The sequence below is a fragment of the Pseudoalteromonas aliena genome (assembly GCF_038155085.1).
Taxonomy (GTDB): Bacteria; Pseudomonadota; Gammaproteobacteria; order Enterobacterales; family Alteromonadaceae; genus Pseudoalteromonas; species Pseudoalteromonas aliena_A.
In genome coordinates this window covers 104,600-120,606 of sequence record NZ_JBAKAU010000005.1, presented here as the reverse complement: position 1 = coordinate 120,606, position 16,007 = coordinate 104,600, and the positions used below count along the sequence as shown (strand labels likewise).

Annotated in this window: 13 protein-coding genes; 7 read left to right on the top strand and 6 right to left on the bottom strand. The window is 39.9% G+C overall.

Annotated elements, in window-relative coordinates; all coding sequences use genetic code 11:
• Positions 1-173 precede the first annotated feature (173 nt).
• The 7 genes from pspF to V6260_RS07195 all read left to right on the top strand — a co-directional run bounded on the left by pspF (position 174) and on the right by V6260_RS07195 (position 7,103).
• Positions 174-1,238, top strand: a complete 1,065-nt coding sequence (gene pspF, locus V6260_RS07225; RefSeq protein WP_138488751.1) for a phage shock protein operon transcriptional activator — start codon at positions 174-176, stop codon at positions 1,236-1,238.
• Positions 1,239-1,253: 15 nt separating this feature from the next.
• Positions 1,254-2,861 carry an ABC transporter substrate-binding protein gene (locus tag V6260_RS07220; RefSeq protein WP_341593384.1) on the top strand — a complete coding sequence of 536 codons (1,608 nt, stop codon included), beginning with the start codon at positions 1,254-1,256 and terminating at the stop codon, positions 2,859-2,861.
• Positions 2,861-3,895: an ABC transporter permease gene (locus V6260_RS07215; RefSeq protein WP_341593382.1), complete on the top strand. Its 1,035-nt coding sequence runs from the start codon at positions 2,861-2,863 to the stop codon at positions 3,893-3,895. Before V6260_RS07220 ends, V6260_RS07215 begins: the two co-directional genes overlap by 1 nt.
• The gene (locus tag V6260_RS07210) at positions 3,882-4,775 is read left to right on the top strand and encodes an ABC transporter permease subunit (protein WP_341593381.1); all 894 of its coding nucleotides are present in this window, start codon (positions 3,882-3,884) and stop codon (positions 4,773-4,775) included. The genes V6260_RS07215 and V6260_RS07210 overlap by 14 nt, the downstream gene beginning before the upstream one ends.
• Positions 4,776-5,768 (top strand): oligopeptide/dipeptide ABC transporter ATP-binding protein, encoded by a 993-nt coding sequence (locus V6260_RS07205; RefSeq protein ID WP_341593379.1) that lies wholly within the window; start codon positions 4,776-4,778, stop codon positions 5,766-5,768.
• Positions 5,768-6,529 (top strand): ATP-binding cassette domain-containing protein, encoded by a 762-nt coding sequence (locus V6260_RS07200; protein WP_341593378.1) that lies wholly within the window; start codon positions 5,768-5,770, stop codon positions 6,527-6,529. The genes V6260_RS07205 and V6260_RS07200 overlap by 1 nt, the downstream gene beginning before the upstream one ends.
• A gap of 88 nt (positions 6,530-6,617) precedes the next feature.
• Positions 6,618-7,103 carry a VOC family protein gene (locus V6260_RS07195; RefSeq protein WP_341593377.1) on the top strand — a complete coding sequence of 162 codons (486 nt, stop codon included), beginning with the start codon at positions 6,618-6,620 and terminating at the stop codon, positions 7,101-7,103.
• Between the two features lie 66 nt (positions 7,104-7,169).
• On the opposite strand, the gene V6260_RS07190 is transcribed toward V6260_RS07195, so the two are convergent.
• From V6260_RS07190 to tig, 6 genes are all read right to left on the bottom strand, one after another.
• Positions 7,170-9,071, bottom strand: coding sequence for a SurA N-terminal domain-containing protein (locus V6260_RS07190; RefSeq protein ID WP_341593376.1), 1,902 nt, complete (start codon positions 9,069-9,071; stop codon positions 7,170-7,172).
• 171 nt (positions 9,072-9,242) lie between these two features.
• On the bottom strand, positions 9,243-9,533 hold the full coding sequence (locus V6260_RS07185; protein ID WP_341593374.1) for an HU family DNA-binding protein: 291 nt from the start codon (positions 9,531-9,533) through the stop codon (positions 9,243-9,245).
• Between the two features lie 192 nt (positions 9,534-9,725).
• A complete protein-coding gene (gene lon / locus V6260_RS07180; RefSeq protein WP_341593372.1) occupies positions 9,726-12,086 on the bottom strand; it encodes an endopeptidase La in 2,361 nt (786 codons plus the stop codon).
• Between the two features lie 150 nt (positions 12,087-12,236).
• A complete protein-coding gene (clpX, locus tag V6260_RS07175) occupies positions 12,237-13,520 on the bottom strand; it encodes an ATP-dependent protease ATP-binding subunit ClpX (RefSeq protein WP_341593371.1) in 1,284 nt (427 codons plus the stop codon).
• Between the two features lie 135 nt (positions 13,521-13,655).
• Positions 13,656-14,273: an ATP-dependent Clp endopeptidase proteolytic subunit ClpP gene (gene clpP / locus V6260_RS07170; protein WP_341593369.1), complete on the bottom strand. Its 618-nt coding sequence runs from the start codon at positions 14,271-14,273 to the stop codon at positions 13,656-13,658.
• A gap of 164 nt (positions 14,274-14,437) precedes the next feature.
• Complete coding sequence (tig, locus tag V6260_RS07165; RefSeq protein WP_341593368.1) at positions 14,438-15,742, bottom strand: trigger factor; 1,305 nt, start codon at positions 15,740-15,742, stop codon at positions 14,438-14,440.
• Positions 15,743-16,007: the final 265 nt, after the last annotated feature.

The following is a 16,007-nucleotide window of genomic DNA, read 5'->3' as shown; positions in this document are numbered from 1 at the left end:
GTAATTAAAACTTAGTTAGTCTGGTATAACTAGTATCAATATGCTTGCCAACTTTTTAAAAGTTAAAATACACTTTATTTTCATTACGTTAAACTAAATATACAAATTTCTTTAGTTATCCCTAATTATGAAATACACTAACTGTTAGTAAAAATGACCAAGAGTTAGGAAATATGAGCCAATATCGCCAACAGGATAATTTACTCGGCCAATCAGATAGCTTTCTGTCTGTATTAGATCAGGTATCGCAACTGGCTAATTTAGATAAACCGGTACTTATTATTGGTGAACGCGGCACAGGTAAAGAGCTAATAGCAGCACGCTTACACTTTTTATCAAAACGCTGGGATCAAAACTACGTAAAGCTTAACTGTGCAGCGCTTAACGAAAACCTACTCGAAAGTGAATTATTTGGCCACGAAAGCGGTGCTTTTACGGGGGCAAGCAAACGCCACGAAGGTCGTTTTGAACGCGCCAACAGCGGCACACTGTTTTTAGATGAATTAGCTAATACCTCAGCTATGGTACAAGAAAAACTGCTGCGCGTTATAGAATACGGTGAGTTTGAACGTGTTGGCGGCAAACAAACTGTAAAAGTAGATACCCGCTTAGTGTGTGCGACAAACGAAGATCTTCCTTATTTGGCCGAGCAAGGTGAATTTAGAAGTGATTTACTCGATCGCCTTGCCTTTGATGTAATTACCCTGCCACCACTGCGCGAACGCCAAGACGATATTATGCTTCTTGCTGAGCAGTTTGCGATGAACATGGCGCGCGATTTAGAGTGGGAACTGTTTAGCGGTTTTACCCGAAGCGCAACAGAAACACTGCTTAGTTATGACTGGCCTGGTAATATTCGTGAACTTAAAAATGTGGTTGAACGCAGTTTGTATCGCCACGGTAGTGAACATATTCCCGTTCACCAGATTATTTTAGACCCATTCGATAGCCCATTCAGACCAAAAGCGCGTATTAAAGCACCTGTAGCGGCTCAAACTGTTAATGCAGAGCCTATTGTTGTTGCGCCGCCGATTACTCAAACAAGCAATGATTCAGCCGTTGATATTCAATTTCCGTGCAGCTTAAAAGAGCGTTCAAACGACTTTGAAATAAACATGATTAATAAAGCACTCGAACATAGCCAATTTAATCAAAAGAAAACTGCAGAAGTACTTGGTTTAACGTATCATCAACTACGTGGTTATCTTAAAAAATACAACTTGTTGGATCAACAATAGTCAGAGGTTATGCGGGTGCATAAATTATTACTTGTTTTGCTTACCACCACTTTAGTTGGTTGCCTTGATAGCAAAGAAGAAATCATAGAAGAAAAAAACCAAGGCTTAGTTTATTGCGCTGAAGCTAACCCTGTGTCGTTTAATCCGCAAGTCACGACCACCGGTTCAACTATTGATATAATTGCTAACCAATTATACGACCGCTTAATTAGCATTGACCCTGTTACGGCAGAGTTTCAAAGTGAGCTGGCGACCGATTGGAAAATTAGCAAAGATGGTAAATCGGTTACCTTTACCTTGCGTAAAGATGTAAAGTTTCATACAACGTCTTATTTTACCCCATCGCGGGACTTTAACGCCGACGACGTTATATTCAGCTTTAGCCGATTATTTGATGTATACAATCCATATCACTTTGTGGGTGATGCCAATTACCCGTATTTTCAAAGTGTAGGGATTGATCAACTCATTCGTAAAATTGTGCGCGTGTCTGACTACCAAGTGCGTTTTGAATTGTTTAATCCTGAGAGTAGCTTTTTGGCCAATATGGCTACCGACTTTGCTGTGGTGCTCTCAGAAGAATACGCCATGAAACTTAAGAAAAACAATCAAGAAAACTTATTTGATCAGTACCCAATCGGTACCGGTCCATATATTTATAAAGAGTATCGCCGAGATCACCTTGTGCGCTTTTACCGTAATCCACTGTATTGGAAGCATGACGTTGCACTTGAACAATTGGTTTACGATATAACCCCTAACGGCACTACGCGTATAGCAAAAATGCTAACTAAAGAGTGCGATGTAACGGCTCATCCAAGTAGTGCGCAATTGAGCATTTTAGCGCAACGTGATGATATAAACGTCGAAAAAGAAACGAACTTAAACGTAGGTTATTGGGCTTTTAATACAGAGCGTGCTCCATTTGACGACTTACGCGTACGCCAAGCTCTTGCGCATGCAATAGATGTAGATAAAATAATGCAGGCAGTTTATTACGGTAACGGTACTCGCGCACAATCTATTTTGCCGCCAACTTCTTGGGCATTTGAGCCACAAGAAGATATACCTACGTTTGATCCTGAACTTGCTAAAAAGTTACTTATTGAAGCAGGCTTACCTAATGGCTTTGATATGACGATATGGGCTATGCCTGTGAGTCGTATTTATAACCCTAACGCACGTAAAATGGCTGAGCTCATGCAAAGTGATTTACGCAAAGTAGGCGTTAATGTAAGTATTGTAGAATATGAATGGAATACGTTTATTCAGCGTATTGGCGAACATAGGCACGACAGCGTATTACTTGGTTGGGCCGCAGATACACCCGACCCTGATAACTTTTTTAGCCCGCTGCTGAGTTGCACTGCTACTTTTAGTGGCAAAAACCCAGCAAACTGGTGTGATCCCCAATTTGATTTATTGCTTACTAAAGCACTAGACACCACTGATTTAAACAAACGTAAAAAATACTACGAAGACGCACAAAGCTTAATTATTAAAGAGTTGCCGTTATTGCCTATTGCTCATGGCTTGCGCTTTCAAGCAAGTAGCGCTGATGTAGAAGGCATAACACTTGGCCCGTTTGGAGCTATTTCGCTTGCTAATGCGAGGAAGAAATAATGATCTTTGATTATATTTTACGTCGCCTTGGCTTGTTCTTTTTTATGATACTAATGCTCAGCGTATTTACGTTTTCACTGGCGTATTTATTTCCCGGTGATCCATTAAGTAATTTAAGTGGCATACCAAGTGGTAACTTTGCACAGCATAGTGAGCTTGAAGGCAAATATTTATACAACAGCAATTACTTTATGCAATACATTGCCTTTTTAGGGAGAATATTTCAAGGCGATTGGGGGCTTTCGTTTGCCTCTGGTAACAGCGTGTTTAGCCACATTATTGACTTACTACCGGCTACTTTAGAGCTAAGCGTATATGCATTAATTGTATCGGTTGTTATTGGTGTACCTACTGGCATTTTAGGATCCGGCTATCATAAACGCTGGCCCGACAAACTTATAAACTCTGTCACTATGGTAGGTTATTCAATGCCTGTGTTTTGGCTCGCATTGTTGTTAATAATGGTTTTTTCGTTAAAGCTTGGCTGGTTTCCCATGTCGGGCAGAATGGGCCTTCTTTACGAAATACCCGCCAGTACTGGGTTTATATTAATTGATATTGCTCTCGCTGGATTTCCATACAAAGGAATGGCCTTTGTTGATGCACTGCGCCATTTAACACTCCCTACTATTGTCCTGGCCATGTACCCAACCACGGTGTTAGTGCGCTTTACTCGCGAGTCTATGCTTAAAGTAATGGATCAAAACTTTATTAAAACAGCAAGGGCAAAAGGCCTTAACCGCCGTCAACTTATCATACACCATGCATTGCGTAATGCATTACTGCCGGTAATTAAACAAATAGGTTTGCAATTTAGTACGCTAATAACGCTTGCAATGATAACCGAAGTTATTTTTTCTTGGCCGGGTATTGGTCGATGGTTAATCGATAGTATTTACCAGCGAGACTTTCCTGCAATTCAAGGTGGTTTAATGGCAGTATCTCTATTTGTTATTGTAGCAACTATAACAGCTGAACTTACTTATACTTTATTCGATCCACTTTCGCGGAATCAGGCTCATGGCAAAGTTTAATTTATTTTCTGAAGAGTCGAATAAATCGCCACTTGCGCGATTTTGGCGAAAATTTAAAAATAACCACCCAGCTTTAGTTGGTTTATGGATATTTATGGCGTTTGCGTTGTTAGCCACCACTGCGCCATTTTTAGCCCCGTATGGTGTAAACCAACAGCATAGTGATGCACTACTCATACCACCATCATGGCGAGAAATGGGCGATGTACGCTTTATTTTAGGCACCGATGACTTAGGTCGCGATGTACTCTCACGTTTAATGAACGGTGCAACTTATACGTTTGGTCTTTCTGTCATAGCCGCCTTGTTAACTACTATTATTGGAGTTTTAGTAGGTACTTTTGCAGGTATCAGCCGTGGATTACGCTCAAGCTTCTTAAATCATTTACTTGATATAACGCTTTCCATCCCCTCTTTATTATTAGCAATAATAATAATTGCTATACTCGGTCCAGGTTTAATGAATACAGTTTGGGCAATTATTTTAGCCCTACTTCCACAATTTATTCACTCAATCAGAAATCTAATTGTTGCGGAATTAAATAAAGACTATATAACTGCCTTTAAGCTCGATGGGGCTTCTAATTGGCATATCATATCACGCGGCATATTCCCTAATATTTACGAACATATTGTGGTTATATTCACGATGGCGCTTTCTACAGCTATATTAGATATATCTGCATTAGGCTTTTTAAAGTTAGGCGCTCAGCCCCCTACTACAGAGTGGGGGGCAATTTTAGCCGAAAACCTTGGCTTAATTTATTTAGCACCTTGGACAGTCGCGTTACCAGGCGTACTGTTATTCTTAGCAGTACTATCAACGAACTTAGTAGGTGACGGGCTGCGACAGGTATTAAAAGAACGTAAGGCTGATTAAATGCAATTACTAGATGTTCGAAATCTGACTATCGAGCTGCGCACTTCTGAGACGGTAATTAGAGCCGTAGACAGGGTAAGTTTTAGCTTAAAAGAAGGCGAAGTGCATGCGCTTGTGGGCGAGTCTGGCTCTGGTAAAAGTTTGATCGCAAAGGCAATTATTGGTGTGTTAAATGAACGCTGGGATATAACAGCAGATCGCATTCATTGGCGCGGTCTAGACTTAATGCGGTTAACTCCTGAACAGCGCCGTAAAATAGTGAGCCAAGATATAGCGATGATCTATCAAGATCCTAGTCGTTGCCTTGACCCTACAGCCAAAATATTTGACCAGATTGCCGAAACTCTCCCTGAAGTAGTTCGCAAAGGCTTCTTTTTAAAGCGTAACCGCGAGAGAAAAGACCGGGTAAAAGCGCTTATACATAAAGTGGGCATTAAAAATCATGAAACAGTGCTTGATAGTTATCCACATGAACTTTCTGAAGGTGTATGCCAAAAAGTAATGATTGCTATGGCCATTGCTCGCACGCCTAAGCTATTAATAGCTGATGAACCAACTACAGCGCTTGAAAGTACCACCCGCGCGCAAGTTTTTAGATTACTAAAAAGCTTAAACCAACTTAAAAACATGTCTATCTTGATGATTTCTCATGAACTTGAAGAAATTGCCCATTGGTCTCATGGTATCCATGTTTTATATTGCGGCCAAATGGTAGAAGCAGGCCCTACTCATCAAATATTTAAGCAACCTCGTCACCCATACACTCAAGCTCTATTAAAAAGCCTACCTGATTATGAGCAAGGTTTAGCGCACAAAGAACCCTTTTACGCACTTAAAGGGACTATCCCTACTCTACAACACTTGCCTATTGGCTGCCGCCTCGGGCCTCGTTGCCCACAAGCACAAAAGGCTTGCGTAGTAACTCCCTCTCTAACTAAGAGCCACGGACATAGTTACGCTTGCCATTTCCCATTAATTAAGGAAATGAAATAATGCAACCACTGTTAAAAGTACAAGCATTATCCAAAACATTTAATGTACGGGCTGGACTTTTTTCACGGAAAAAATTTGACGTGCTTAAAAATATATCATTTTGTGTAGGAAAAGGTGAAAGTATTGCCATAATTGGTGAAACTGGGGCTGGTAAAAGTACATTAGCAAAACTACTTTCAGGGGCTGATAGTGCTGATAGCGGGCAAATTTTGCTCGAAAATAATATTATAGAAGACAATGGCGTACGTGATAATCAATGTCGCCATATTCGCATGATTTTTCAAGATTCATCCGCATCACTTAACCCAGGTTTAACCATTGGCGAAATGCTTGATGATTGCTTGCAATACAATACCGAGTTTAATAATACTGAACGTGATATAAAAATAGATGTAACGCTTTCTAAAGTCGGTTTGCTAATCGACCATAAGCATTACTATCCACACATGTTTAGTGTAGGGCAATTGCAGCGTGTAGCGTTTGCACGTGCATTAATATTAGATCCTAAGGTAATCGTGCTCGATGAAGCTGTTTCGTCTTTAGACCCTTCTATACGGGCGCAAATAGTAAATTTGTTACTTAAGCTGCAGCGCGACACAGGCCTTACGTATGTGATGATCACTCATCATTTAAGTTTAGTACGTCACATCAGTGATTTCGTGGTTGTGCTCGACAAAGGCGAAGTGGTTGAATACGGCCCTACTGGAGATGTATTTCAAAACCCTCAATCAAAAGTAACGCAGCGTTTATTGAGCTGCTAAACCAGATTATAAATATCTAATTTTTTTGTTAGGAAACCGCATTTAAATGGGTCTTCTTGTTAATTGTATTTAATTAACAAGAGACCTCATGCTTAAAAAAAAGTTATTACTTAGTCTTTCACCCTTACTCTTTCTATCGGCCTCAGCTATCGCTGATACACCAAACAAGATTAAAAATTGGGTTAGTGGAGTTGATCATTTAGGTTTAACCGTATCAAACTTAGACGCATCCAAAGCATTTTTTACTGATGTACTTGGCTTTAAAATGCTAGGAAATGACCCTACCTATCCCGCTTATTTTTTATCAAACAATAAAATAACCATTACATTATGGCGAGTGAAAGACGATACAAAACGAGTGGAGTTTAATCGATCTGAAAATGTAGGTTTACACCATTTAGCACTCAGCGTTGAAAGTATCAAAAAGTTAAGCGAACTACATGAGCACTTAAAAATACAAAATAATATTATTATAGAGTTTGCGCCCGAAAACTTAGGTAAAGGCCCAACCCAACATATGATGATAAGGGAGCCTAGCGGCAATAGGATTGAGTTTATTGCCAGAAGTAATTAATACCAATTTTATGCAAGACAATAAAAAGGCGCTCTAAAAGCGCCTTTCTTTATGAGCTAAAATTAATTACTCAACAGTTTGTGTAGCCGTTGGTAAGTTAAGCTCAGCATTGGCTTTAAGCGCTTCAATAAATACCATATAGTTTTTATTAGCTTGCGCCATAGTAATGCTTTGTTTTGCTTGAGGGTCAATGTTAGCTGCAACTTGCGCATCTGTTACCGACTTAAGCGCAACGATTGCTGCATCACCATTATTCAAATCTACAATATCAACTACCGCAGAATCTGTTGGGTGAGCCATTTTAAATGCTTGAGTCACAACAGCAGGTGAAACCGTGTAGCTTTGACGTGTTAACTGCGTTTCTTGGCGAATTGCTAAACCTTGCTCGTCAGCTACATCATTTAAGCTCTTACCTGCTTGCACTTCTGCAAATAAGCTACGCGCTTTTTCCTTAGCAAGCTCAGATGATTTTTCATTAATTAAACGCGCTTTAATTTCCTCGCTTACTTCGTCTAACGGCTTAGTAGCAGCAGGTTTATGTTCATTAATACGAACAACTATTGCATGCTCATCACCAAGCTCAATAACTTCAGAGTTTACTTTATCTTCAAGTAAATCAACTGATGTTAGAGCTGTTATAACGGCAGGGCTGTTTAACGGCTCTGGTAAAGCATTAAGAGCTAAAAGAGGTGTAGATTTAACTTCCACTTCAGCAACTTCTGCTGCATCGTCTAAGCGGTCTGAAATTTCAAATGCAAGTGCGCCCATTTCAGTTTGCTTTTCGTAGAATGCATCTATTTTTTCAGCTTGTTCTAATTCAGCACGTAAGTCAGCTTTAACATCGTCATACGCTTTAACTTGCTCAGGTTGAATGTCCGTAAGTTTAATTATGTGATAACCAAACTCAGAAGCAACAACATCAGAAATATCACCTTTGTTTTGAAGTGCGAAAGCCGCGTCCTCAAATGCAGGGTCCATTACATCACGTTCAATCCACTCAAGATCGCCGCCCATTTCACCACTAACGATATCGTCAGATGATGATTCTGCTAATTCAGCAAAATCTGCACCTTGCTCTAATTGCGCATGAAGTGCATTGGCCTTTTCTTTTGCAGCATCATCATCTTCACTGTTATCAATTAAGATGTGTGATACACGGCGCTTTTCTGGCTCAACATATTGTGCTTTATTTTGCTCGTAATACGCCTTAACGTCATCTTCTGTTACCGATTCAATATTAATATCTGATGCTTTAAGCTCAATGTAACTTACTGAAATAAGCTCTGGTGATAAAAATTGAGATGCGTTTAGATCGTAGTAATCAGATACTTCTTGATCTGCTACTGCAACGTTTGCGGCAAGTGTCTCTTTGTTTATAACTACATAATCAATATTGCGAGTTTGCTGCTGAAGAGCGATTGCACTTTTCAGCTCGCTCTCAAGGGCAAAGTCTGTACCAGCAACAGCTGATACTAACTGACTACGTGTCATGTCTTTACGCAAGTATTCACGAAAAGCATCTGGCTGAAAGTTCATTTGACGAATTACTTGTAGATAGCGGTCGTTATTGAATTTTTCGCCAATTTGAAAGTACGGTAGTTCTAAAATTGTTTTACGTACACTCTCGTCGCTTACGCGAAGGCCTAAATCAGCCGCTAGCTGTGATTGCAATTCTTGTTGTACTAAGCGGTCAACTACACCTTGACGTATTTGCGCCATATAATTTGGATCAGCTGCAATTTGTGTAAAGTATTCACCAAATTGTTGCTCTAAACGGCTACGTTCGTTTTGATAAGCACGGTTAAAATCGGTTTGACTAATTTTAATTCCATTTACTTCAGCAACGGGTTGTTCTGTGGTTTGACCTAAGTAACTACCGATCCCAGCTAAGGCAAAAGATAAAATCACCGCGCCTAAAATTATTTTGGCTACAGGCCCTTGCGAACCTTCTCTGATTTTCTCAAGCATTTGTTTATCTCTTTTTGATCAAGGTATTTTACCTTGTCACATGTAAAAAAAGCGTATCTTACCAGATACGCTTTTTCACTTGAAGTAACTGGCGGTAAAGTTACTTAATTCATCTGTTGTGGTGAATCAGTAACTTTACATTCGCCATAACTAATGTGTTTAAAACAGTGATTAGTTTACTGCGTCTTTAAGCGCTTTACCGGCTTTAAAAGCTGGAATATTAGCCGCAGCAATTTGAATTGTTTCACCAGTTTGTGGGTTACGGCCTGAACGTGCAGCACGCTCACGGACTGAGAAAGTACCAAAACCTACAAGTGCAACTGAGTCGCCATCCTTTAGCGCGCCAGACACAGAGCTGATGAATGAATCTAGTGCACGACCTGCAGCCGCTTTAGAAATGTCAGCGTCAGCTGCGATTTGATCGATTAATTGAGATTTATTCACAATATCATCCTCTTTCATTGTTATTATCAAGAGCGATGGTTTTTTAAACTAACATCACTTTTTTGAAAATTTTAGAGCAAACTATTAATGCTCACATGATTATATTTTTCTTAAGCCTAGGCCCCATAAGGGCTAGGCTTGAAAACCAGTGCTTAACTTATCATACCGTTTAGATTTGAAAAGCCCTAAAAAGCACTTTTTTTGGGTTTTTTATTGTTTTTTCGGTGTTTCGACTGAAAAACTCTCAACAGGGTGTACTAAAGCTAACTTTAATACTTCATCAATCCACGTAACAGGGTGAACATCAAGACCTGCCAGCACGTTGTCTGGGATCTCTTTTAAGTCACGTTCGTTAATTTTTGGAATGATGACTGTTTTAATTCCACCGCGGTGTGCAGCAAGTAGTTTCTCTTTTAAACCACCAATAGGCAGTACTTCACCACGCAGCGTAATCTCACCTGTCATTGCTACATCAGCTTTAACGGGGTTACCTGTTAAGCTCGATACTAAACCTGTTACCATCGCTGCACCGGCACTTGGACCATCTTTAGGTGTTGCGCCTTCAGGTACGTGTACGTGAATATCACGTTTTTCATAAAAGTCGCTATTAATACGAAAAGTATCTGCTCGATTACGCACAACCGTCATCGCAGCCTGAATCGACTCTTGCATTACATCGCCAAGAGAACCTGTATAACTTAACTTGCCTTTACCTGGCACTGCCGCACATTCAATTGTTAGCAAGTCGCCACCAACTTCTGTCCATGCTAAACCAGTTACTTGACCAATACGGTCGCCATCTTCAGCTTTACCATAGTCAAAGCGCTGCACACCTAAAAAGTCTTCTAGATTATCTTGATTGATAGTCACTATTTTAGTGTCTTTCTCAAGTAAGATATTTTTAACGGCTTTACGGCACAGTTTAGATATTTCACGTTCTAGATTACGTACACCCGCTTCACGCGTGTAATAACGAATAATGCCAATAATAGCGCTATCTTCTATTACTACCTCGTTGTCTTTTAAGCCATTACGTTTAACTTGCTTAGTAATAAGGTGCTCTTTTGCAATGTTTAGCTTTTCATCTTCGGTGTAACCCGATAAGCGAATAACTTCCATACGGTCCAATAATGGGCCTGGAATATTAAAGCTGTTTGATGTAGCTACAAACATAACGTCAGATAAATCGTAATCGACTTCGAGATAGTGATCAGCAAAATGACTATTTTGTTCCGGATCAAGCACCTCTAATAATGCTGATGCTGGGTCACCGCGCATGTCTGATGACATCTTATCAATTTCATCTAACAAGAATAATGGGTTTTTAACGCCCACTTTAGACATGTTTTGAATTAGCTTGCCTGGCATAGAACCAATGTAAGTACGACGATGGCCACGAATCTCGGCTTCATCACGTACGCCGCCAAGTGCCATACGAACATACTTACGACCAGTAGAACGCGCAATAGATTGCCCAAGAGATGTTTTACCAACACCTGGAGGACCCACTAAACATAGAATAGGCCCTTTGAGCTTATTAGTACGCTGTTGTACCGCGAGGTACTCTATAATACGTTCTTTTACTTTATCTAAGCCGTGGTGATCGCTATCAAGAATTTTTTGTGCGCCTGCTAAGTCTTTTTTCACTTTAGAGCGTTTTTTCCATGGCACATTAATTAATGTATCTATGTATGAACGCACTACAGTCGCTTCTGCAGACATTGGCGACATCATTTTAAGCTTATTGAGCTCTGTAGTTGCCTTTTCTTTAGCTTCATCAGGCATGCCAGAATCTTCAATACGTTTTTTAAGCGCTTCAAATTCATCAGGCACATCATCAAGCTCACCAAGTTCTTTTTGAATAGCTTTCATTTGCTCATTGAGGTAATACTCGCGCTGAGATTTTTCCATCTGCTTTTTAACACGGGTACGAATTTTCTTCTCAACTTGCAGTAAGTCTATTTCGCCTTCCATTAATGCCATTAAATATTCAAGACGTTCTGTGACACTTGAAATTTCGAGCACTTTTTGTTTTTCAGGTACTTTAAGCGGCATATGCGCGGCCATTGTGTCAGCAAGTCGTGCTGGCTCATCAATACCTGAAACAGAGGTTAATACTTCTGGTGGAATCTTTTTGTTTAGTTTTACATAGCCTTCAAACTGACTAATAGCGCTGCGAATAAATATATCTTGCTCTTGCTCGTCTACCGAATCAGATTCAATAAATTGGGCATTAGCAATAAAAAAGTCATCGTTATCTACAAATTCTTCAATTTGTGCGCGTTGTGTACCTTCAACTAAAACTTTAACTGTACCATCTGGTAATTTTAATAACTGAAGTACAGTGGCAATAGTACCGATACGATAAATATCATCTTGCTCTGGTTCATCTACAGTTGCATCTTTTTGTGCAACTAAGAAAATTTGTTTGTCTTTGTCCATTGCCGCTTCTAGGCATTTTATTGATTTTTCACGGCCAACAAAAAGCGGGATCACCATGTGCGGGTATACCACAACATCGCGCAGTGCAAGGACTGGGATTTCGACTCGGTCGGTTCTCTCAAGCGTCATTATAGTTTCTCTTCGCACTTCATTTATTTTAAAGATTACTCAAGTATATGGGGATAACCTAATTAAAGTTCAACAATTTTCCCTAACTCGATTAAATTAATTATAAAAAAAGGAGCCTAAGGCTCCTTTTCTATTCAAATAGCTTAAAAACTATTCTGATGAAGCTTTATCTTGTTTATTATTTTCATAAATCAAGATTGGGTCTGACTCACCTTTAATAACGGTTTCATCAATAACCACTTTGCTTACATTATCCATTGAAGGAAGTTCGTACATAGTATCGAGTAATACACCTTCAACAATTGAACGAAGACCACGTGCGCCTGTTTTACGCTCCATTGCTTTGTGAGCAATTGCAGCTAAAGCATCATCGCGAAACTCAAGTTCAACGTCTTCCATATCAAACAATACTGAAAATTGTTTAGTAATCGCGTTTTTAGGTTCACTCAATATTTGCACAAGCGCTGCTTCATCAAGTTCAGTTAGCGTAGCAACAACCGGCAAACGGCCTATAAACTCAGGAATTAAGCCGTATTTAACTAAATCTTCTGGCTCTACGTCTTTAAATGTATCACTTAAAGAACGGCTCGCCGCAGACTCTTTTACGTTAACGCCAAAACCAATACCGGTGTTCTTATGGCTACGTTGCTCAATTACTTTATCTAGGCCTGCAAATGCACCACCACAAATAAACAAGATTTTAGATGTATCTACTTGTAAAAACTCTTGCTGTGGATGTTTACGACCACCTTGCGGTGGAACAGAAGCAACAGTGCCTTCAATCAGTTTAAGTAGCGCCTGTTGAACGCCCTCGCCTGATACGTCACGCGTAATTGAAGGATTGTCTGATTTACGAGAAATCTTATCAATTTCATCGATGTAGACAATACCGCGCTGGGCTTTTTCAACATCGTAATCGCACTTTTGTAAAAGCTTTTGAATGATGTTTTCAACATCTTCACCTACATAACCTGCTTCAGTTAATGTAGTGGCATCGGCCATAGTAAACGGCACGTCAAGTAGGCGCGCTAATGTTTCTGCCAGTAATGTTTTACCACTACCAGTTGGGCCGATAAGCAAAATATTACTTTTACTTAATTCAATATCTTGCTTAGTCGATTGGTTACGTAGGCGTTTATAATGGTTATAAACGGCAACAGACAATACTTTTTTAGCATGATCTTGACCAATAACATAATCGTCTAAATGGTTACGAATTTCTTTTGGTACAGGTAGTTTGTCAGACGTATCATGCTTGGGAGCAATGTCTTTGATCTCTTCCCTGATAATATCGTTACACAACTCTACACATTCATCACAAACGTATACTGAAGGGCCTGCAATTAATTTACGCACTTCATGTTGGCTTTTGCCACAAAAAGAGCAGTATAACAATTTATTACTTTTGTCGCCGTCTGTAGGAGTGTCAGACATTCAGCTACCTCATTTTATTACGTTGGCCACCAAAACTGTTGGCGGCTATTTCAATACGCTTTAACTATACCAAAATTTATTGGTTTTCGCATAGTAACTCAAAGTGGTAAACAGGCAGTCCTGCTTACCAAACGCTTACTTTTTGTCGCGATTTGTAAACACAGAGTCTACTAAGCCGTAGTCTACAGCTTGCGAAGCACTCATGAAGTTATCACGATCTGTATCTTTAGAGATAATATCCAATGGTTGGCCTGTGTGATCAGCCATTAAGCGGTTAAGCTTATCTTTAATAGACAGAATTTCTTTAGCGTGTATTTCAAAGTCAGATGCTTGACCTTGGAAACCACCTAATGGTTGGTGAATCATCACACGTGAGTTTGGTAAGCAAAAACGCTTACCTTTAGCGCCGGCAGTAAGTAAAAAAGCCCCCATGCTTGCAGCTTGACCTACACATATTGTACTTACATCTGGTTTGATAAAGTTCATTGTGTCGTAAATAGCCATACCCGCAGTTACTGAACCACCTGGTGAGTTGATATATAAAAAGATATCTTTATCAGGGTTCTCTGATTCTAAAAATAGCATTTGCGCTAAAATTAGATTTGCCATGTTGTCTTCAACTTGACCTGTTAAAAAGATAATACGCTCTTTTAATAATCTCGAATAAATATCATACGAGCGTTCGCCTTTTGGTGTTTGTTCAACAACCATTGGGACCAATGCATTTAGGGGATCTGTAATACCAGTATTCATACTTATTTAATTCCTTATGCGCTTATACTTATCCTTATTATAAGGAAGCATAGTTATCGTTTTCCGCAAATTAAGAGCCAAAAACTAAAATGGCCCGGGCACGCTGTATAGACAGAGTAACACGAGCCATTTAATCGTTAGCGAGAGCTTAAGTCAATGACTTATTAAGCACCTTGCTGTGGATTCATGATGTCATCAAATGCTTTTTCAACGTCAGAAACTTTCGCTTTAGCTAAAATAGCTTCAACAGCTTGCTCTTCCATTGCTACATTACGCATTTGCTGCATAAGTTGATCATTACCTTTGTAGTATTCTACTACTTCAGTTGGATCTTCGTATGCAGACGCTACTGTTGCAATTAGTGCTTCAACTTTAGCATCATCAACTTTGATGTCGTTAACTTTGATCACTTCACCTAATAAAAGGCCTGTTTTAACGCGAGTTACGGCTTGCTCATGGAACAATTCAGCTGGAAGCTCAGGCATGTTTTTAGCATCGCCGCCAAAACGTTGAGCAGCTTGCTGACGTAGTGCATCAACTTCTTGATCAACAAGTGCTTTTGGAACTTCAATTTCGTTGTTTTCTAAAAGACCTTTAATTGCTTGGTCTTTCACGTTAGCTTTAACCGCTTGGTCAAGCTCACGTGTCATATTCTTTTTAACTTCTTCTTTAAGCGCGTCTACGCCGCCTTCGGTAACACCGAATTTAGTTGCAAACTCTTCGCTTAATTCAGGTAACTCTTGCGCTTCAACTTTTTTCACTGTGATAGTGAATTGAGCCGCTTTACCTTTAAGGTTTTCAGCGTGGTAGTCATCAGGGAAAGTTACATCAGCAACTACTTCTTCGCCTGCTTTTTTACCTACGATGTTATCTTCAAAACCTGGGATCATACGACCTTGGCCAAGTTCTAATGGGAAGTCTTCAGCTTTACCGCCTTCAAATACTTCACCGTCGATAGTACCTACGAAATCAACAGTTACACGGTCGTTTTCGCCAGCAGCTGTATCAACATCAGCCCAAGAAGCGTGTTGTTTACGAAGTGTTTCTAGCATGTTTGCTAAATCTTCGTCAGTTACTGTAACTGCTGGTTTTTCTACAGCAATTTTATCTAAACCTTGAACTTCAACTTCAGGGTAAACTTCAAACGTTGCTGAGAATTCTAAATCTTTACCTGCTTCAAGTGATTTAGGAGCGAATGTAGGCGCGCCAGCTGGGTTGATTTTTTCAGAAACGATTGCTTCAATGTAATTACGTTGCATTACTTCGCCAGCAACTTCTTGACGAACTGCAGGGCCAAAACGCTTGTTAATTACAGATACTGGAACTTTACCAGCACGGAAACCATCTATACGCTGTGTTTTTGACAGTTGTTGTAGGCGTTTTTTTACTTCGGTCTCAACGTTCTCTGAAGGAACGGTGATAGTTATACGGCGCTCAAGGCCTTGGGTCGTCTCAACAGAAACTTGCATGATTTACCTCAATATTCAATTTTGGCGACTGTTCGCCTTCCTTTACAAACAAAGTGTTCTGCATGAGTCTTGATAAAGTTTAAGCGGTTTTTCACACTTAAAAGCATCCGTCGCTACCATGAGACACCATTGCTGCTTTGCCCTTCGGGCACTATGTTAAACAATAGACGCGGCATTATAACCTAATAATCATGAGAGTCGAGTCTGGGGGGCAATTATTTAGCTTAGATTGACCCTGAATGCAATCAACCGAACAAAAAACAAA